At 44.2% G+C, this 19,716-nt stretch carries 20 protein-coding genes, 1 tRNA gene, 1 pseudogene and 1 riboswitch; of the genes and pseudogenes, 15 read left to right on the plus strand and 7 right to left on the minus strand.

What is annotated here, in order from left to right; genetic code table 11:
* The 4 genes and pseudogenes from BIZ39_RS22320 to BIZ39_RS14605 all read left to right on the plus strand — a co-directional run.
* Positions 1 to 87, plus strand: a pseudogene (locus tag BIZ39_RS22320) (MotA/TolQ/ExbB proton channel family protein); the annotation flags it as partial.
* 11 nt (positions 88 to 98) lie between these two features.
* Positions 99 to 497 carry an ExbD/TolR family protein gene (locus BIZ39_RS14595; RefSeq protein ID WP_012517737.1) on the plus strand — a complete coding sequence of 133 codons (399 nt, stop codon included), beginning with the start codon at positions 99 to 101 and terminating at the stop codon, positions 495 to 497.
* A 1-nt stretch (position 498) separates the two neighbouring features.
* Positions 499 to 1,110 (plus strand): energy transducer TonB, encoded by a 612-nt coding sequence (locus BIZ39_RS14600; protein WP_014948704.1) that lies wholly within the window; start codon positions 499 to 501, stop codon positions 1,108 to 1,110.
* Between the two features lie 2 nt (positions 1,111 to 1,112).
* On the plus strand, positions 1,113 to 2,378 hold the full coding sequence (locus BIZ39_RS14605) for a tetratricopeptide repeat protein (RefSeq protein ID WP_014978640.1): 1,266 nt from the start codon (positions 1,113 to 1,115) through the stop codon (positions 2,376 to 2,378).
* 226 nt (positions 2,379 to 2,604) lie between these two features.
* Here BIZ39_RS14605 and BIZ39_RS14610 read toward each other — a convergent pair whose 3' ends face one another.
* The gene (locus tag BIZ39_RS14610; RefSeq protein ID WP_187447331.1) at positions 2,605 to 4,869 is read right to left on the minus strand and encodes a GNAT family N-acetyltransferase; all 2,265 of its coding nucleotides are present in this window, start codon (positions 4,867 to 4,869) and stop codon (positions 2,605 to 2,607) included.
* A 59-nt stretch (positions 4,870 to 4,928) separates the two neighbouring features.
* Here BIZ39_RS14610 and BIZ39_RS14615 point away from each other — a divergent pair, with 59 nt between their 5' ends.
* The 10 genes from BIZ39_RS14615 to BIZ39_RS14660 all read left to right on the plus strand — a co-directional run bounded on the left by BIZ39_RS14615 (position 4,929) and on the right by BIZ39_RS14660 (position 12,869).
* Positions 4,929 to 5,354 (plus strand): acyl-CoA thioesterase, encoded by a 426-nt coding sequence (locus BIZ39_RS14615; protein ID WP_187447332.1) that lies wholly within the window; start codon positions 4,929 to 4,931, stop codon positions 5,352 to 5,354.
* 130 nt (positions 5,355 to 5,484) lie between these two features.
* Positions 5,485 to 5,588, plus strand: a riboswitch (TPP riboswitch).
* 55 nt (positions 5,589 to 5,643) lie between these two features.
* The gene (locus tag BIZ39_RS14620) at positions 5,644 to 7,734 is read left to right on the plus strand and encodes a TonB-dependent receptor (RefSeq protein WP_187447333.1); all 2,091 of its coding nucleotides are present in this window, start codon (positions 5,644 to 5,646) and stop codon (positions 7,732 to 7,734) included.
* A 17-nt stretch (positions 7,735 to 7,751) separates the two neighbouring features.
* Positions 7,752 to 8,015: a hypothetical protein gene (locus tag BIZ39_RS14625; protein WP_014948708.1), complete on the plus strand. Its 264-nt coding sequence runs from the start codon at positions 7,752 to 7,754 to the stop codon at positions 8,013 to 8,015.
* Positions 8,015 to 8,659, plus strand: a complete 645-nt coding sequence (gene pnuC / locus BIZ39_RS14630; RefSeq protein WP_014975944.1) for a nicotinamide riboside transporter PnuC — start codon at positions 8,015 to 8,017, stop codon at positions 8,657 to 8,659. Before BIZ39_RS14625 ends, pnuC begins: the two co-directional genes overlap by 1 nt.
* Positions 8,616 to 9,467, plus strand: coding sequence for a phosphotransferase (locus tag BIZ39_RS14635; RefSeq protein ID WP_239238665.1), 852 nt, complete (start codon positions 8,616 to 8,618; stop codon positions 9,465 to 9,467). Before pnuC ends, BIZ39_RS14635 begins: the two co-directional genes overlap by 44 nt.
* A 211-nt stretch (positions 9,468 to 9,678) precedes the next feature.
* Positions 9,679 to 9,755: transfer RNA gene (locus BIZ39_RS14640), tRNA-Trp, on the plus strand.
* A 293-nt stretch (positions 9,756 to 10,048) separates the two neighbouring features.
* Positions 10,049 to 10,777 carry an alanine acetyltransferase gene (locus BIZ39_RS14645; RefSeq protein WP_187447335.1) on the plus strand — a complete coding sequence of 243 codons (729 nt, stop codon included), beginning with the start codon at positions 10,049 to 10,051 and terminating at the stop codon, positions 10,775 to 10,777.
* An 8-nt stretch (positions 10,778 to 10,785) separates the two neighbouring features.
* Positions 10,786 to 11,286 (plus strand): ribosomal protein S18-alanine N-acetyltransferase, encoded by a 501-nt coding sequence (rimI, locus tag BIZ39_RS14650; protein ID WP_168532368.1) that lies wholly within the window; start codon positions 10,786 to 10,788, stop codon positions 11,284 to 11,286.
* A 128-nt stretch (positions 11,287 to 11,414) separates the two neighbouring features.
* Entirely contained in the window at positions 11,415 to 11,711 is a 297-nt protein-coding gene (locus BIZ39_RS14655; protein ID WP_014975948.1) for a hypothetical protein, read from the plus strand.
* A 228-nt stretch (positions 11,712 to 11,939) separates the two neighbouring features.
* The gene (locus BIZ39_RS14660; RefSeq protein WP_014948714.1) at positions 11,940 to 12,869 is read left to right on the plus strand and encodes a DMT family transporter; all 930 of its coding nucleotides are present in this window, start codon (positions 11,940 to 11,942) and stop codon (positions 12,867 to 12,869) included.
* A gap of 7 nt (positions 12,870 to 12,876) precedes the next feature.
* On the opposite strand, the gene BIZ39_RS14665 is transcribed toward BIZ39_RS14660, so the two are convergent.
* Positions 12,877 to 13,773, minus strand: a complete 897-nt coding sequence (locus tag BIZ39_RS14665) for a LysR family transcriptional regulator (protein WP_014948715.1) — start codon at positions 13,771 to 13,773, stop codon at positions 12,877 to 12,879.
* A gap of 241 nt (positions 13,774 to 14,014) precedes the next feature.
* Between BIZ39_RS14665 and BIZ39_RS14670 the strand changes: the two genes are divergently transcribed.
* On the plus strand, positions 14,015 to 14,284 hold the full coding sequence (locus BIZ39_RS14670; protein ID WP_262385779.1) for a hypothetical protein: 270 nt from the start codon (positions 14,015 to 14,017) through the stop codon (positions 14,282 to 14,284).
* A 177-nt stretch (positions 14,285 to 14,461) separates the two neighbouring features.
* Here the strand turns inward: BIZ39_RS14670 and BIZ39_RS14675 are convergent, their stop codons facing one another.
* The 5 genes from BIZ39_RS14675 to BIZ39_RS14695 form a co-directional block, all read right to left on the minus strand.
* Positions 14,462 to 15,493: a DUF2955 domain-containing protein gene (locus tag BIZ39_RS14675; protein ID WP_187447336.1), complete on the minus strand. Its 1,032-nt coding sequence runs from the start codon at positions 15,491 to 15,493 to the stop codon at positions 14,462 to 14,464.
* A gap of 9 nt (positions 15,494 to 15,502) precedes the next feature.
* Positions 15,503 to 16,576, minus strand: a complete 1,074-nt coding sequence (locus tag BIZ39_RS14680; protein ID WP_168463720.1) for an HlyD family secretion protein — start codon at positions 16,574 to 16,576, stop codon at positions 15,503 to 15,505.
* Entirely contained in the window at positions 16,573 to 17,028 is a 456-nt protein-coding gene (locus BIZ39_RS14685; protein ID WP_187447337.1) for a MarR family transcriptional regulator, read from the minus strand. The genes BIZ39_RS14680 and BIZ39_RS14685 overlap by 4 nt, the downstream gene beginning before the upstream one ends.
* Before the next feature lie 220 nt (positions 17,029 to 17,248).
* On the minus strand, positions 17,249 to 17,977 hold the full coding sequence (btsR, locus tag BIZ39_RS14690) for a two-component system response regulator BtsR (RefSeq protein WP_187447338.1): 729 nt from the start codon (positions 17,975 to 17,977) through the stop codon (positions 17,249 to 17,251).
* A 2-nt stretch (positions 17,978 to 17,979) separates the two neighbouring features.
* Positions 17,980 to 19,671: a sensor histidine kinase gene (locus BIZ39_RS14695; protein ID WP_039226469.1), complete on the minus strand. Its 1,692-nt coding sequence runs from the start codon at positions 19,669 to 19,671 to the stop codon at positions 17,980 to 17,982.
* Positions 19,672 to 19,716 lie beyond the last annotated feature (45 nt).

Here is a 19,716-nt window from a genome sequence, read left to right on the forward strand (position 1 = left end):
CTATCTGGACTGTTCATCAGTTCACGTCTTGAAGCGAAAGTGAAGCTGGCAAGAGAAGGGCTAGTTGATAGCCTGCCACATCATTAGAGAGAGAGATTATGGCTCGAAAAGTCAGAACCGAGGAAGAAGATGCACAGATCGACATGACTCCCATGTTGGATATCGTGTTTATCATGCTGATCTTCTTTATCGTTACCACTGTTTTCGTTAAAGAAGCAGGGATCGAAGTCAACAAGCCAGATGCGAGCCAGGCGATTCTTCACAAAAATGCAAACATTTTCATCGCCGTAACTGAAGACGGAAATGTTTGGCTAGACAAGCGTGAAGTAGCGCCGGACAGCGTAAGAGCGAATATTGAAAGACTGCTTACCGAGCAGCCTACAGACTACGTAATCATCCAAGCTGACGTTAAAGCGAAGCATGGTTTAGTAGTTGAGATTATGGATCAGGTTAAAGCCGCTGGCGTTAACCGAGTCTCGGTAGCGGCAAGGGGATAAGATGTTACGTATAATTGTATCTATACTTTTAGGTGCTGGTGTTGCATTTGCCCTTTTCGTTCTAATGGCCAAGTTGATTGAAAATTCATCTAGACCAGCAGACGAAGTACCGCCTGCACCGGTTATCGATATTGTAATGCAGGAACCAGACGACCAGACGCAAACGCGTACTCGTGTTCCACCACCACCGCCGCCTCCGCCTCCACAGCCTCCTAAAATGGAGCAAGTTGAGCCGGAAACAGCGGAACCTGATGCAGATGGCTTCAGCTTAGCTATTCCAGCTATTGACACAGGTGGTGTTGGTGTAAACATCGGTGGTGTTGGTGCAATGCAGCGTGATGGTGAAGCAACACCTATCGTTCGTATCGATCCGAAATATCCACCTGATGCAGCCCGTGATGGTCGTGAAGGTTGGGTAAGACTGTCTTTCACTATCAATGAAGTTGGTGGTGTTGAAGATATCGAAGTTATCGAAGCTGAACCTAAGCGCGTATTCGACCGTGAAGCACGTCGTGCTCTACGTAAGTGGAAATACAAGCCTAAGATCGTTGATGGCAAGCCGGTTAAACAACCTGGCATGTTCGTACAGCTAGACTTTAAACTGGAGCAATGATCATGATGAAACGTACATTCAAAATGTCAGCCGTTGCTTTAGTGCTAGGTGCAGGTGCGGTGCTTTCAGCACCCGCTGCCCTAGCGCAGTCAGCACCTGTTGTTTGTCCTGGATATGAGAAGGGAAAAACAACGCTAGTAGGTGAGCGTACCGGTAAGAAAGTTCAAAAAGCTTTTGAGTTTTATAATGAAGACCAGCTCACAGAAGCGTTAAATGTACTTTATGAAATCGATCCTTCAGACGATTTTGATAAAGCATATGTTAAGCGTTTTATCGGTAACTTATTGGCTTCACAAGAAGGTGAGGGCGGTAAGGCGTTAAACTACTTGGTTGACTCTGTTGAACCAAAAGTACTTAACGACACTGAGCACTCTCAAACACTTAAATTGATAGGTGATTTGAGCATGCAGGAAGAGAAGTACACTGATGCCATCAAATGGTATAACAAGTGGATGGAATTTACCTGTAAAGAAGATGCTGATGTGTACACTCGCTTGGCACAGGCGTACTTTGAGTCTAAGCAGTTAGCTAAAATGGTTGAGCCAGCAGACAAGGCAATTGCTTTGTATGAAGAGCCAAACAAGAACCCTTATGTTCTTAAGTTAACTTCTTACTACGAGCGTAAGATGTACCCTGAGACGGTTTCTGTCGCGGAAGAGTTAGTTAAAACTTTTCCTGAAGAGAAGACTTGGTGGTCGCGTCTGGGCTTTTTCTATATCTTAGTTGAAGACTACAAGAAAGGTCTTTCAACGCTAGAACTTGCTTATATGCAGGGTTATCTAGAAAAAGATTCAGAAATCAAAACGCTTGCTCAGCTTTATCAAAGTAACGGGATGCCTTACAAGGCTGCGAAGTTACTTGAAAAGCACATGAAAGAAGGCTTGTTGAAGAACGATGCCGATATGCTTGCGAATATTGCTAACGCATATCACCAGGCTAAGAACTTTAAAACTGCAGCTAATCTGTACGCACAGGCGGCCGCAAAGAGTTCTGATCCAGAGCATTATCGTAAGCAAGGTACACTTCTACTTGTAGCTGAAGACTACAAAGGCGCTATCAAAGCACTAGAGAACGCTCTAGAGCGTGGTGCTGAAGACCCTGAGAAGATTCACTTCACGTTAATGGAAGCGAACTTCTACGCAGGTAACTTTAAGTCTGCTTACAAACATGTACTAGAAGCTAAGAAAGATCGCTCACTACGTCGCAACGCTGCAGCGTGGGAACCTTATATCAAGGAAAAAGCGAAGAACCGCGGTATTAGTATCTAATATGTGGTTTTAGCAAAAGAGCCTCCCTTTGGGAGGCTTTTTTTTGCCCTTAATTTTGTAAGTGAGCTTTTCTCGAATGGGATTATATTTATAGGGCATTAATAACAGTCCGCATAGGTCATTAGACACTCAGCGAGATTTAAAATGTTCATAATCGCAGCGTGTCACCGCAGGTATAGTGGCTCTACGCCAAGCTGATTAGTTGTACTTTTAGGCTACAGACTTTCTATTTTTTGAAAGCAGGCAGAAGTGCTTCTCTTATAACAATAGTGACTTCTTTTAACCCACTTACTTTTAAATTTTCTTCGTTTAATGTAGAAACAAGTTGCTTCGCATTCATATCTGAATGTGTAAATACTTTTCTGAGAAAGCGCTTCGTGTTAATGATTTCAACAAGACGCCATAGCGTATACAGTATTGTGTTATTTGGCTTGTTCAGTTGAGTATTTGCGCTTGGTGTAGGGTGAGTCTCTGCATAACGCGCAATTTTATGTAATATCGGCCAAACATCATCTAAAGTGCGTGTGCCTTGGGTAAAATGTACTAACTTTTCTACATAGATTGTCAGTATGCTAATGGGCACGTTGTCTAACTGGTTATCGAATTGAAAGCTCTCTTTTAGCGCTACCAATTCAGAAAGCAGTTTTTTTGCTCTGTTGGAATGAGGATATAACGCTAGTGCACTGGTTTCGCCACTGGCTTTATTAGGCTTTCGCCCATAGTCTACAATCTTAAATCCATTTCTTGTCCAAAAGCTGTCTAACTTTTGTGTCGTTCCATAAGAAGTACAGATAGCGTCAATACTTTGCTTTTTGGCTTCATTACTAACTCTTTGTAGCAAGTAACTGCCCATACCCTTACTTTGCGCCACCGTATCGACGGCAATACGATTAATACGCCAATATCTAAACGTTGCTGTTTTTGCATCAGCAGACAACAGAGCAAGTCGCTGTGCACCTAAATGCCCTTTAGGACGACGCTTTCCAGAGGCAATCCCCAATGCGGTATCGTTCAGGTAGTCGCTACCTTCAGCGTTTATGATTGCAGCACCTATCACGTTGTCGTTGAATTTAAGTATGGCAACAAGTACATCCGGGCTATCCATCAAGCGCATGAAATCATCGGGCGTAGTTTGATAATGGGCTAATGAAAGTAGCGACATTATTTGCTGAAGCGCCTCTTCGGAAATACTTTTAAACAAACTTATGGAAAAATCGTAATCTATCGATGCATTAATACTGTTTTTGAAATTAATCTCGCCAATATTGTGCGCCGCATCTCTGTCCTCAAATAAACAAGTCGTATTGAAAAAGGCTTCAACGGGATCGTTTTCGAACCATCGTAACGGCGTTGACAGTCTTAGATGAATAGCTGATGGCGGTAAACTAGGGATGAGTTTGTGAATAAAGCCACTGCCTGAGCCTTCATAACCCAAAAGCGTAGTACTGAGCACCCACTGCTTGTGGTTGGCTATGATCCGGTATACATCCGGGAGGGGGATAGATGCCGCTTCATCAACAATTACAACGTCGTACTTTTCATCTTCTGTGGTATATAACAAGGCACTGTCAGGGGGCACCCATTTTACACTGCCAAACGTCGCTGCCTCATTCTTATCACCAAGGATTAGTTGGGTTTGAATGTTAGCGGTGGATGGTTGTTGTGTTCTGACACCTGCTATTTCGTACTGGTGAATACGTGAAAGCACGTTCTTCACATTATCAAAGCGTTCACTGGTTAATAGTACATTTTTACCCTGTCTGATTAGGCTTTCAATGAATATACCTAATAATGATGACTTGCCTCTGCCTCTTGGGGCGGTAATCAGCGCGTTTAGTTTATTAAGTGAGTGTGCTTGATATAAACGACTGTATGCCTGCTCTTGCTCTTCTGATTTAAATAGTGAGCCTCTATAGACGTTTGACGTTACGCCTTGGCTAATGCGGTACATAGCCGTATCTGGAAGTGTGGTTTTTTCTTCAGTGTGAAGTGCCACGTAGTCGTTGTTACGCAGGTGCTTTATAAAGCGTTCGAGGTATCGACTTTGTGTAAGCGTAAACCCCTCCGACAGGAACGAGACCGAAATATTGTTGACCCATTCACTCAATGCAGGGCAAATAAGTATTAAACAACCACTGCGTTTAACGATCCCCGCCACTGCCATCACGTCGCCAGGTTTGAATAAATCGCGACAGTCTAATGTGGCAATGTCACATTCGCTCCCCAGTACTTGTTTGCGGTTCTTTCCCTTAAGTGTATCGCCAGCAAAATTCACAACGCTTATAGATGAAACTTCATCTACAAAGGCTTGAACGCTACGTATGGCAGCTTCACAAAAATCATCATTGCCAGATATTACAAGCATTCTCCGGTGAAGCGGGCAAGTCACGTTTGATAAGTGCGAAGCGTGAGAGCTTTTTTTGCAGCCATTTTCGCCGCTATTTTCAAAGTAGGGGGCTAATAGCCATTCGCGTAATTGAGTTAGCGCCATGAATCAGTTTTTTCGGTATAATCTAACGCTATAGTAGCGATTTATTATGAGGAATTCGAATGCGCTTTCTTTCTCGGCGTCTAGTTATGCCAAACGACCTTAATTACGCCAATTCTTTGTTCGGTGGCCGCGCGTTAGAATGGATAGACGAAGAAGCTGCAATTTGGGCTATTTGTCAGCTAGAAACTAATTGCTTGGTAACTAAGCATATTGGTGAAATTAGTTTCGAATCACCGGCTATGCAGGGTGATATCGTAGAGTTTGGTCTAGAAACTAAAGCTGTAGGCCGTACGTCTATTACCGTAAGCTGCTTGGTACGCAACAAAGCAACCAAGAAAACCATCTGTTTTGCAGACGATATCGTTTTCGTAAAGGTTGACCCTGGTACGCGTCAACCGACGGCACACGGCAAAACGTTGGAAGTTTTAAAAGCACAAACTGACGATGAAGTACGTCGCCTAAATATGAATATTGACGCTGAATAGCCCTCAGCTTTCAACGCCTTATATCATATATAAAACCTTACGTTAGCTTAACGTCTTATCTGCTTGACGGCGTGTATCGAACTGGTAGACTCCGTCGCAGAAGTTGAGTTTGCTAGTTTGAGCAGCGCAACACTATACCAAGGGGTGTCCGTTTTCGGTCTGAGATCCACATTCGTGGGAACCCTTAAACCTGATCCGGATAATACCGGCGTAGGGATGGTTCACAATATAGCCTTATCACCTGCCGTTAGACCCGGATCTTTTTTCTTAAATAAGAATAAGAGATCCCATGTATAAAACACTTTTCACACTTTCACTGCTTGCTAGTTCCGTTGCGGCCTATGCGCAACAAACCAATGTAAGTAACACTTCAGATAGCACGCCATCAGATATTGAGCGCGTCATCGTATCTGGTGATTTTCGTCAAACTACACTCGACCAGTTAAGTGCTAGCGCGACCATTTTAGATCAAGAGCGTCTTCGCAGTAGACAGCCGAGCCATATCGACAGTGTGCTAAACAGTATTCCAAACGTAAACTTTGCAGCTGGTGCGTCTCGCGGCCGCTTCGTGCAAATTCGCGGTATTGGAGAGCGTAGTCAGTTCGCCGAGCCTATCAATCCTTCTGTAAGCTTTATCGTCGATGAATTTGATTTTTCAGGCCTTGCTGCGGCAGGTCTTATTTTTGATACTAAACAACTAGAGGTATATCGCGGACCTCAGGCTACCTTATACGGCACAGGTGCATTGGCCGGAGCGGTTAAACTCTCCAGTAATGACGTGGGTAGCGACGCCCCAGACTACGTTGAAGCCCGCATTGGGAACAAAGAGAGTTACCGTATTGAAGGCGCCACTGGTGATGATATCAACACGGATTGGGGCTATCGTGTTGCGCTGGTTCATAATCGCAGTGATGGCTTTGTAGAAAATACGTTCTTAAATAGAAGCGATACCGCGAATATCGATGAAACCGCACTGCGCTTTGCCGTTGAAGGCAGCGTAGATGAGCGAACCACACTTGCACTTACTTATCGCTGGTACGATATCGATAACGGTTACGATGCATTCTCGCTAGACAATGACAACAAAACGCTGTCTGATGAACCAGGATTTGACGAACACCAAACCCACGCTGTTAGCGCGCGCTCTACAACCAATACAGCAGCGGGCGACTTTATTCTAATTGCCACCCATGCTTCTCACAATATTGCTTATGGCTACGATGAAGACTGGACATTCACAGGGTTTCACCCGTGGGGTTATACGTCTTTTGACGCCTATTTTCGTGATGTAGAAACACAGACCGGCGAGATGCGTTTCGTGTCCTCTGACAGTGCCGCACTTTTTGATGGTATGACTGACTGGACAATAGGCGTATTTTATAAAAGCACGGAAGAAAAGCTGCTACGTCAGTACACTTATTTGGATAGTGACTTTGCCAGTGAATACACGCCTACGACGACCGCTATCTATGCTCAGACTGAAAGTCGTTTGAACGAAAATTTAGTACTTGTAGCAGGGTTAAGAGTAGAAAACTACGATTTTGATTACGCTGATAACAACCAGCTTACTCGCGCGTTCGACACCACCATGGTAGGCGGGAAAATCGCGCTTCAGTATACACAGGGCGATCACTTCTATTACGGCAGTATTTCACGCGGATATAAAGGTGCAGGTTTTAACCCCGACAGCCGCGTGAATGACAATCAGCGATTCTTCGACGAAGAGTATAACTGGAACTACGAAGTAGGCGTTAAGGGCCCATTATTTACACCTGACCTAATTGCTCGCGCTGCAATTTTCTATATGGATAGAAAAGATACTCAGGTGAGCGATTTTGACGTTATCACTCGTGATGACGGTACGGCAGGGTTCGTAGATATTATTGATAATGCTGATTTAGGAACAAACAAAGGAGCCGAGCTAGAGCTTAGCTGGATTGCTAGTGATGCATGGCAGCTTGATGCAAGTGTTGGTTACCTAAGCGCTACCTTTGAAGGGTATACGCTTGCAGACGGTACTGAAGTGTCTGAGCAAAGACAGGCTCAATCACCTAAGTGGACCGCAAACCTGTATAGTGAGTACGCACTTACAGATAACATGCTTTGGCGTGTAGATGTAGATTACAAAAGCGAATACCGTTTTTCTGACGGCCATGATGTAACCTCGCCAAGTACTACGCTGGTTAATTCGGAGATTGTGGTGCTACACGGTGATTGGCAGACATCACTGTGGGTACAAAATGCGTTTGATCGTGAGTACTACACCCGTGGGTTCGGTGGTTTCAGCAACGACCCTCGCGATGAGTATGCTTTCGATGAGCCATATTACCAAATAGGTAACGGTCGTCAGTTTGGCGTTACTGTTAAGTACGCGTTTTAAAATAAAAGGAAACAGACATGCAAGTTATGGTTGAACTGTCGTTGTACCCATTGGTTAACGAATACATTCCACCTATTCAAGATTTCATTGATAGGTTAAATAGCTATAGTGATATTGCAGTTTCAACAAGTTCAACCAGCACGCAGGTTACAGGTGACTATGGTGTGGTTATGAAAGTACTTGGTGAAGAAATGCAAAGAACCCATGAAGAAGTGGGGCAAGCTATTTTCGTGGCCAAGTTCTTAAACTTCGATGCCATGCAATCTAGAAAATCATCTTAATGGCTAGCTTTTTTTCTGAGTTTACCTCACAAATTGCCGCTACTTCGCTTTTAGAGTGGGTAGCGGTTGTCCTCGCTATTGCCTATGTGCTGTTAGCCGCAAAACAGAACAGCTGGTGTTGGCTGTGCGCTTTTGTGAGTACCGCAATTTACACCTGGCTATTTTGGCAGGTGACTTTGCCATTTCAGTCTGCGCTTAACTTCTTTTATATGATAATGGCGGGATACGGTTATTATCAGTGGTCGAAAGGAGCGGAAGATGGCGATGTTAAGCCAGTGCTTCATTGGCCGTTCTGGGCTCATTTGCTCATTGTGCCGAGTATGTTATTGCTCGCTTGGGTTCTGTCTGAGGTGGCAGGCTCACAGTTCAATAGTGAGTACCTACTATTAGATGCGAGCATTAATTTATTGAGTGTAGTCACAACATTTATGGTGGCGCATAAAATCCTGCAAAACTGGGTTTATTGGTTTTTCATCAATTTAGCGTCCGCCTATTTATACCTGCAAGTGGGTTATGCATTATCTGCTTGCCTGTTCTTAGGCTATGTTGGTTTTGCGGTATTTGGGTATTACCAGTGGCTAGTACAATATAAAAAACAAGGTGAACAGGTTGGATATCATCGCCACGCTGCAAAAGGCGCTTAATCTTAGCGACAGTGCGAAAATTTCGTCACACCCTGCTGGAGCGGTAAATCACGTTTACCGCGTTCAAGAGCTCGCAGATAGTCAGTTAGCCTTGATAGCAAATAATCTTCAAAGTAGTGGGCAACTAAAGTCGGCTCATAACCCTGTCGACTTAGCGGTGAAATGGATGGGCGATGATGACTTTAGTGGGGTTAATCGTGCGCACCAATTTGCTTTGCAGCAACAGCTTTATAGGTTGGGAGTAGCGCCGCAACCTATATGGTTAAGCGATGATGAAACCATCTGGGTTGAGCAGTGGCTAGAGCACAGTGACAGTGCGACGCTTTCAATGCTTGAGCTGGCCAACACCCTCGCTCGTATTCATTCTTTGCCCATTACCGCTAGGCCATTAGATTTAGCATCAAGATGGCAGCATTATATTAATGTTGCACAGCTCGATATGAGCAGTGAGCTTTATCTAAAAGCCCAATCATTGCGGAAACAAGTAATAAAAAGTGAACAAGACGATGACGACTATGTGTTATGTCATAATGACTTGCTAACAAATCACTTATTACTGAGCGCAGATAACTCACTCAAAATTATTGATTGGGAATATGCCGCCATGGGAAACCGCTACTTCGATTTAGCAAGTTGCTGCCTTATCAATAAACTTGAAATCAATGAAAGTAGAGAGCTCGTTAAGCATTACGCCAAGCTAATGAATATCGATGAGCACGACGCGATAGCGAAATTTGATCTGCACACCGAGATTGTCGCTATCACTAATGACCTGTGGTTTGCTGCGCTTAACGCCAATAAGGTCTAATTGTCATAAACTGCTCCGCATTTAAAAGTGACGCTGCATAGAAGTCGGTTTAAAAGCGGGCAATAAGACAAAACACAGGTGATGGATAAAGCCTATTTGGTGTTATTCGATTGAAAAAACAGCGCATTGCGTGTTAATTAAGCATGCAGTGCATGGTAGTGATAAAAAGGCTTTACCTTTTTAATGTCATCCGTATAATGCACAGCGCGCTAGGGGTGTAGTTCGAATTGGTAGAACAGCGGTCTCCAAAACCGATGGTTGGGGGTTCGAGTCCCTCCACCCCTGCCACTTTCTCTTCTTGTGAACGTTTACGTTCAAATCCTAAATCGTTTCTTTGTTAAATTCTTCTTAAATTTTATTGGTTTCTGTTGCTAGTGCTTAATTTGCTGCAGCTGTTTTATTTCCTCTTATACAAAGGGCTAGGTATTCTAAATTCGCGAATAACGCTTATGAATTAGCGCTTGAGCATCAAAGAGCAAGTACAATCCAAGCAAAAGAACGCGATAGTTATTCAACCAAGCCTGCAACTTTAGTAAACTAAACAAATATAATGAACTATTCACGTTAGGTGTTTTTACGCAATGTCTCTTACTTCATATCAGCAGGCGGTTTTACAGGAAATGGGGATCCCTGTTTGGATCACCAAAGACGCCTACACTGAGCTAAAGCAGGAAGACCAAGCGAAACAAAACAACGCCAATGCAGCACAACGCAACGTCGGCAGTACAAATAGTTCATCGACACAGTTACCCTACAGCCAAAACGCTCAAACCAATAAGCCGCCTTCAAAGCCAATATCTCAAGAAGAAAAGCAATCACGGCTTGCTCAGTTGAGAGCAAATGTTGGCAGTAGCGCGAAAGATAAGGCTAAGCCTAAAGACGGCGGGGCAGCAAAACTTTCCCCACCTGGCGGGTCGCACAATGACGGGAAAGCAGGGCAAAGCGAAACAGGTGCTTCACAGTCACACAACATTTCGCCGTCTTTCGACAATGCGGTTACCTCGCAAGAGTCTTTAACAAAGTCTATTGGCGCAAAAGGGCCGGTATCGCCTGAAGGTATCCCGTTAAGTGCCGAACAGAAAGCTAAATCACAGCAATGGCTGAAGGACTTGCAGCTAGCCTGTGTTCAGTTGGGTATACCGTCACAGTGGGCTAACACCATAATGATTGGCCGTGCGCTATCGGTAACCGAAACGGCCATTGTATTGCCAGCCACACCGCTAAAACTCTCAACTGTGCAGAAACGGGAACTGTGGGCGCAGCTTATCAGCGCAGCACGCGAATTAAACCACTCCGCTAACGGCCAGTAGTCGCGTCGATGAAGTTAACAATCGTACCGCCACAAGGCTTTAACGAGCACATTGAACTTGCGCATGCTATCCATCAAGAGGCACAAGTGTCGCCTTGGAAACTAAGTACCTTCGCGGATTGTTTCACCAAACCCTATTACGGGGTGTTTGCCTTTGAAAATGACAAGATTGTTGGCTATGCCATCATGCTTGAAGTCGTTGATGAAGCTACGCTGATGGATATTGCGGTAGACAGTGGCGCAAGAGGCAAGGGGGTAGGTCGCGCTTTAGTTGATTTTGTCATTGAGACATCGGTAAAAAATGCAATGCGTGAAATGTGGCTAGAAGTGCGTGAAAGTAACCATACTGCTATTGCGCTTTATGAGAGCTCGGGGTTTCAGCATATAGAAACCCGCAAAAATTATTACACCGTAAAAAATAATGATAACGGGCATGACAAGAGTAATGGAAACAGCGCACAAAAAGAAAACGCTAAAATCATGAAGTGGACAAATCCCACCTTAGCCTAGTGTTTGTAATCCTAGGCATATACGTTTCGCGTATATCAAAGCATTATCTGAACTCAGCATACGCTTCCAGACCATAGCCGTGCGTGTTTAAATTAGAACACGTCCCCATCAATCAAGGTAGAAATAGCATGGCTAAAGTGCTCAACAAGGCTTTAATCTCATCAAAACGATTTGCTATAAATGTGGTTACCTACAAAGAGGGTCATAGCGTGTTAGAACATAATGACCCTATGGGCAGCGGGCGTTACTTTAAATTTAATGTAGTACTAAAAAAGCCGAAGCGCGGCGGTCAATTTTGGGCAGAGAAAGTCATCTTTAATCTCTTTAACCGCATTTACTTTTTTCGGCCAGATAAGTACATGCACAGCGTTAGCAAAATAGAAAAAGGGGAGCGGAAGCTGCTGTCTGTTGCATTGTACCTATAAGTCATAGTGTTTATCAGTGATTAACCACCCGTATAGCAAAGTTTCCACAAGGTTTTAAAAAGTTGACCATTTGGTCGATAAATTGGCGTCTTTGCACGGTCAGGAAGGTTTTAATCCCTTGCTAATTCACTTATATTTGCGCCCTCAAAATTCTCCGCCTACATTCAGCTTACCAGGCGGTAGAAACTTCTCTTAACGCAGTTCGTGTAATTGGATTTTTTAAAACGCATGTCTTCATCATCGGTGGCGGAAAAAGAGCAATCAAAAGGCATTAAAATGCTTTTGGTTGCGGTGTTGTGTTTAGGACTTAACTGGCCAGGCATGAAATTAGGGCTTGAGATTGTAGGGCCTGTATGGATGGTGTGCTTGCGCTTCTTGTTAAGCCTTCCCGTACTCGCGCTGTTTGTACTTATCACCAAAAAACGTTTACCGGTGCTCAATCGTAAAGATCGCTCGGTGGTGTTTGTCGTTGCCTTTTTCCAGTTTATCCTATCAATGGGGCTTATTACTGTCTCACTGCAGTTTATTCCTGCCGGCACGGCCAGTATTCTTATTTACACTACACCGCTTTGGATGCTGCTTATCGACACTCTATGGTATCGGCAACGTCCGCCTTCTAAGCGATTAATTCTAACCGGTATATCTACCATTGGCTGTGCAATGATTTTATTTGCTTCGGGACAACCGGGCGCATGGCTACCGCTCTTTGGTATGTTGCTGGCATCTGCATTGTGGGCGGTCGCTATTCGAAGAGTGTCTTTTCATAAGTGGAAGGGAAGCGTCATTGAAGCTGTCTTCTGGCAGTTTACCATCGCAGGTTTCGCCATGCTTGCTATTGCACTGATAGTTGAACCAACACCTAATTTTGGGGCTTACGATATAAGCGATTGGTTACTATTGGCGTACATTGGGCCAGTGGCAACGGGTCTCGGTTTTGGCCTCATGGTAGCGGCGGGGCCTAAATTACCCCCAGATAAAATTGTTCTTATTAGTACACTCACGCCGATAGTGGGTTATGTAAGCTCTGTGATATTGCTTAAAGAAACGCTGCTGCCTATGGTTATGGCCGGTGCAATATTGATGATAGCTGCGCTAATAGTAAATGGCCTTCCTCAAAGCACACTTAAAAAGATATTAGGTAAAGGCCACGCGAAATAAAGGTAAGTTAAAGAGTTAGTCGAGGCTGTATAAAATCTAAAAACGCAGAGATACGAGACGATACTGCACTATTTTTATAGTATACCGCTTGTACCGACTCTCTGCGGTTTGGACTGACGATATCGTCGCGAAATAGCGCTACCAGCGAGCCTGCACTGATATCTTTGTGTACCATAAAGTGAGAAAGTAACGCGATACCTTGACCTGCCAAGCACAGCTGGCGAATAGTTTCGCCGCTTGACGCACGAAGACTGTACTGCAAGTTAATATCTTGCTTGAGCGGCCATTTATTTAGACTTGGTGAGTCGCTAAAGCCAATCAGTTTGTGTTTGTTTAGCGTGCTAATTCCATCCTCACCTTCAGATATGGGATATTTTTCAAGATACTGTGGGCTTGCCACAATATGCAGCTTACTTTTTCCTAAACGTCTAGCGTGCAAGTTAGAGTCGCTTAAATCACCAATACGTATTGCGATATCGGTTTTATGTTCCAACAGGTCGATAATGCTGTCGTGACTGGTGATATCGAGTGTTATGTCAGGAAATGCTTCTCGAAATTCACCCACTAACGGCGCTAGCTGGTGGAACACAAACGGGCTCGCAGCATCAACCCGAAGTTTTCCAGAAGGAGCCCGCTTTAATAGCCGTAATGCTTCTTCACCTTTTTCTAATATATTTAGCCCGTCTCTGGCATATTGCAGGAAAAGCTCACCTTCTTCTGTTAATTCCAGCCGTCTGGTAGTGCGATTCAATAGAGTTACATCTAAGCCATCTTCAAGACGAGTAACTGCTCTACTAACTTTTGCAACCTGCTGATTGAGTAGATTGGCAGCACTGGAAAAACTACCTGTATCCACAACGGTTAGGAACGCTTCTAAATCTTCAGTTTTTGATGAGACTGGCATCGCACACCTTATATTTTCAAATATCGCAAAAGTATTTTGTCATTAGTACTGTTTTTTGCAAATAAATTTATCGTCAAACTTTACGCACTTTATTAATGGCTTTCAAAAAACGGTGTAGTTATTCGTTCTAGAAGCCATGGTGGCGTTGTTAATCAAGCCATCTCGTTAATTACTTTTCGACGCGAACGGGCCAGACTATGCGGCGTCACTTGTACCGCTTCTTGAAGCTAATGGTCACGTAGTGAGTATTCTAGGTCGTATTGAAGTGCCTGTTGATGCGCCTTTCACGCGTACTATTTCTTATCATGAGATAGCGCTAGGTGCGCTGCATGATTATGGCGATTTGTCACAGTGGCAGCGTTTGGTGAAAAACGGTGAGGCTCTACTTGAGCAAGTTGCTGCGCAAACGTTGGTTGTCGAAATACCTAACGTGTTTGAATTTGATAATTTGAACAACGCGCTGCAATTTTCAAAAGAATACAAGCGAAAGGCAGTCGTTGCGGTTTCATAAAGCCGGAATGATTAAGGTCCTTCTCTATCCTTAGCGATCTAAAGGGCTTCCTCTGCTTGCCTAAAGGCTTCGACGATATCGTCGAAGCCTTTTTTATTGGGTCAACAGGCCCTAGAAGTAGCAAATCAACTTTTCGTCCACAAATTTTAACCAGTAAGCGTTATAACTACAGGCCTTCTAAGTAAACGTGTGGTGTCGTGTAGCCTGGAATTTGTTAAGTAGACTGTGTACGACATAAATTACGCACAGGCTAAGTGCAATAGCTACGACTACTGATGAAAAGCGATACAGCGCACTATAAATAATGTCCTGTTGTGGAGAGAGTGACTGGCCGTACAAAATGCCAAATGTGGTAAGTACGCCAAAGCCAGTGCCAGCACCACCACCGCTAAGTACATGCTGGCGGCTGATGAAAAATACCAATATCCATAAGCTGAAACTTGCGAAAAACAACGTGTCACTGTAGTTGAGCAAAATGAGCTGGGCGAGCAGGGCAAGATTACATCCAATTAGCGTGCCCAGCGCTCGCTGCCAGCCACTCAATGTGGCTCCTTTCCAACACAGTGGAAAAAGAATCAATACACTTGCTGCTTGTGCTGATATCGAATCTACTAAGTCGAAGGTTTGAAATACAGCAAACGATAGCGTGGCGACAGTGGTGCATAATATGACTTCGTGGCGAATACTTGCTTTATCTTTTGCCGCTTTGGGTAAAGGCGTGCGCGGCTCCTCATCGGGAAAAACAATATGCAAAGCGAATGCAATTATCAATGCCAACAGAATTGCACCGATGTTTGATATCACTAATGCGTAGATATCTATTCCATCGCTGCTGTAGCTGGCAAAGTGTAGCTGCAGCGAAAGTCCTACAAGGGAAAACGCACCGAATAAATACAGCGTACCTTTACTCATTTGCCAAAACAGAAAAGCGAAAGTGATGGCGATTAGCGGCGTGATCAGCAATGGGTGGCTTCCGAACAAGCCGTATACCACTAAAACAGCCGCCGCCGGAAAGATAGTTGCGGCAAGAAATTGTCGAATAATGTGACCATTTAAAACGGCTACCAGTCCAAGCAACAAAATAGGGTACAAGGTAAAAAATATCGGATTAGGCCAATCCAGCGCTTTCGATATAGCAAAGCCCAACGTGGCGCCGGAGGCGATCCTAAGCATCTGCTGGACATCATTTTTACTTAGCTGTGAATCCATAATTTAAGTCTAATAAATGAAGTGCAGCAGGCTTATAAAGTGAATTTGAATGTTCGCTGCCACACTTTCAATAGGGTTGTCTGGAACTATCTGCACGGTAGCGCGAGCGCCACTGGTGAGGTGGCTTAACGATATTTCTTGTTCTTCAAGCTTAATGTGGACACGTTGGCGCTGTGCATCTCGTACCCATCGATTCGACTTTTCAACGCTTGCAAGGGTGCCGTTGGCGGCAAGTTGGCCGTCGCTTACACCAGCTTCAAATTCTTCCACTTTAGCTTCAAATACTTTACCCGGTAGTGCATCAAAAACGACGTTAGCGCGAATGCCTTCTTTTACATTGGCGAGTGATTTCTCTCGAAAATCTGCAACCACATCTAGCGTGTTATCGACAACTGAGGCAAGGGGCGTACTTTGTTTAGCATAAGTGCCTTGAGTTACCTGCATGTTTGCCATTATGCCGTCATGCGGTGCTTTAATTTTGGTATAGGCTAAGTTCAACTCTGCCCGTTTAACCGCATTTACCGCTTCTAGATATTTTAGATTTTTGTCACCTTGCTTACCTCTTGCAACAACTTGCTGGTTTAGATCGGCTTCAAGCGCACTAATTTCAGCTTCAGCGCTTTTAAGTTGCGCATACGCTTTGTCCACGTTTTGTTGAGATACCGCTTTAGTTTGAACTAAGGAATTGAGTCGTTGAAATTCACTGTTGCGTTCGTCGTAAACCGCCGATGCAGCCTCTATTTTGGCTCTAATTGCTTCCGCTTTCGCATCTATCTGAGCATTCTCTAACTCTACATTTGCCAAATCAATTTGCGCCTTTTCAAGGGCAATTAGGTAAGGTGTCTCATCAATGACAAATAAAACCTGCCCTTCCTTTACGGTTTGGTTATTTTTGACAAGCACCTCATTTATCGGCCCATTTATCTGAGGAGAGATTTGCGTGACCTGATGATAGACTCTCGCCTGTGGTGTCATTGGCATGCGTATATCTGCAATAATAAAGTAGATAAAGCAGATGGCAAAAGCGACCAAAGCCAGCTTTATGTACCTAGCAAATTCCTGATCTGGGGTTCGTTGACTCACTTAAGTGACTCCAATAATTTTGCGGCATTAACTTCAATTTTTTGAACACATTTAGCCATAATGCGTAACTCTTCTTCAGATACTCCTGCGTACACTTCATCTCGCAGCACCATCAATGTACTTTCGATATCATTCATTCGACCTTTGCCCATATCTGTGAAGTAAAGTAAGCGACTTCGTTTGTCGTTAGTATCGGTAACGCGTTTGATTAACCCGGTAGTTTCGAGCTGTTTAATTGTGCGAGTTAAGCTAGGCATTTCTATTTCCAAGCTTTCAGCCACCATCTGTTGCGTACAGCCCTCACCAAGTAATGACATATGAATCATTACGCGCCATCTTGACTCTGTAAGGTCGAGATGAGCGACCGATTCAGTGACAGTTCTTCTGCACTTTTGCGCAGTGCGGGCAAAAAGCGCAATAAGTTGAAGTGGCATAGGTTCTGAAAATGACATGTAAAAACCGTTAATTTAATTAGCATGCTAACTATTTTATTTGTTTAGCATGCTAAGTAAATGGCATTGAGATGAGAAAGAGATTTTGCAAGTTGAGCGTGAATTGAACGGGGGAAGGCTCTCCATTGAGCAGGAAAATGGGGAAATTTGCCTTACGGTGCCCGAAAATCAGGCATACTCTCTCAGTCCTTTTTAAGTTAATGCAGCCTTTGTGGAGTGATTAAAGCGTTAATAACGACTTTAGCTTTTTGAGATATCGACGGCTCACGGGAACTGAATCTCCCGTCTTCATTAAAAGCGTAGCAAGGCCATTATCCAGGAGTTTAATTTCCGCAACGCATGATAACCTCACCAAGTATTGACGGTGACATCGAACAAGCGCGGTTCTCTCTTCTAAGGTTTTCAATGTGAGCTGCGTGTCTGCTTGTTGTTCTAGCGATCTAACATGTACGCCCGCCACATCGCTGTAAGCAAAATGAATATCAGATTCGGGTAGCAGTAATATGCGCTGATGACCTACGCAAGGAATATGTACTAACGTGGGGGAGGCAATAGCGTCAATGTCAGTTTGGGGCTGAGTTCTCTTTTTAAGCCTGGCAAGTGTTTTATCAAGCCGCTCTGGTTCCACAGGTTTGAGCAAGTAATCAAACGCGTTATCTTCAAATGCCTGAAGGGCATACTGTTCAAATGCGGTGACCAGCACAACATAAGGCATGGTGTCTAAATCAAGCATAGCCAGCATATCGAGTCCAGAGAGCTGGGGCATTTCTATATCAAGAAATATAACATCCGGACGGTGTTTCTTAATTAATGCCAACCCCTCTATGGCGTTCGCGGCCTCACCTAAGACTTGTACTTCATTGGTTTCGTTGAGTAACTGGCAAAGCTCCTCTCTGGCGAGCGGTTCATCGTCAATAACAAGCGCGCGAAATGCTGAGTTCTTAGTCATTGTTAGCCCTGATGAGAATGGTAATGAGTGTGTGGAATGGAAAAGGACATCCGAGTGAACTGGTTAGTTCGACACTCGATCACCAGGCCTGCTTGTTGACCAAACTGATGAATAAGCCGTTTATCTACAATATCCATCCCTAAACCTGCGTGTTGTTCTTTTTTGGGTTTGTACAAGCCAGCATTATCTTCAACGAGAATGTGAATGTGGTTATCTGTTGTGCATCGTACATTCAAAGTTAGATGCCCACCCTCTATTCGTTGGGCGATACCGTGTTTAACCGCGTTCTCAACCAGTGGCTGCAACGTAAAACTTGGTAGAAGCGCTGACATGGCAGCATCGTCACATTTGATGGTAACCTGCAGGCGTTCGGCAAAACGCGCCTTCTCGATTGCGAGATAAGCATTAACGTGGTCAATTTCTTCTTTTAGTGTCACCACCGCGGTGTTTTGCTTTAAGTTTATTCTAAAAAAGCGTGACAAGCTTAGCACGAGCTCTCTGGCCCTTTTGGGATCGCGACGAATAATAGCGCTAATCGTATTGAGCGCGTTAAATAGGAAATGAGGGTTGACCTGTGCATGCAGCAGCTTGATTTCAGACTGTGAGAGCAGATCTTTTTGCTGCTGATACGCGCCGTAAACAATCTGACTAGACAGTAATTGAGCGATACCTTCTGCCATTGACAGGGTAACCGTCGACATAAACTTCCGTTTGGGTTCGTAAAGCTTAATGGTACCTACCACCTCAGAGCCTGAGTGAAGTGGAATAATCAACACTGAACCCAGCGGACAATTTTTGTTTAATGTGCACTGATAAGGGCGCTCAGCGCCATCTAAATGGACTATTTTGTTATTGTTCAGTGACTCCATCGTACTTGATGACGATATGGGGGTGTTTGGTAGGTGATGATCGGCACCCGTTCCGATAAACGCCAGAATCTTTTCTTTATCAGTAATCGCTACCGCACCCACATTCGTTTCTTCATAGATAATACGTGCTACTTTTTCTGCATTAACTGGGGTGAATCCAGATGTGAGCACGCCCACTGAGCGATCTGCTATGGATAGTGCACGTCGTGAAAAAGTGGCAGAGTACTTTTCAAAAATCGTTTTTTTGTCAGATAAGATACTGATAAAAAGTGCGGCCCCCACAGAATTTGCAATGACCATAGGTGCGGCTATAGCGCTGACCAGTGCGTAAGACTTTTCAAAAGGCTCGGCAACGGTAAGCAGTATAGCCATCTGAAACAACTCTGCTATGAAGGTAATGACACCAACTTTCCATGGGTTGAAAAGATCTAGACTTTTGTTCTGGCGAACATAGTAAACGTGCATGAGGCCGCCGATAAGACCTTCCAGCGTGGTGGAAATAGCGCAGGCAACATCAGTAAAACCACCCAATGAATAACGATGGAGGCCACCGGTCAATCCTACGGCAAACCCAACTACTGGACCGCCTAGTAATCCTCCTATAACTGCGCCAATGGCTCTGGTATTGGCAATGGCGTCGTCTATTTGCAGACCAAAATACGTGCCCAGAATACAAAAGGAAGAAAAAACTACATACACCAAGTAGCGGTGTTTGCGATGAGAAGAAATGCTGAGAATAGGAAGAAAAAGCGGTGTTTTACTCAGCATATATGCGAGCACAAGATACACACACATTTGTTGAAGTAGCGAAAGTATGAGTTCCATGCTTGCCAATATTACCGCCGATTAAAAATGAGCCTCATTATAACC

Origin of the sequence: Alteromonas sp. BZK5, from assembly GCF_014349115.1 — a bacterium.
Lineage (GTDB): Bacteria > Pseudomonadota > Gammaproteobacteria > Enterobacterales > Alteromonadaceae > Alteromonas > Alteromonas macleodii.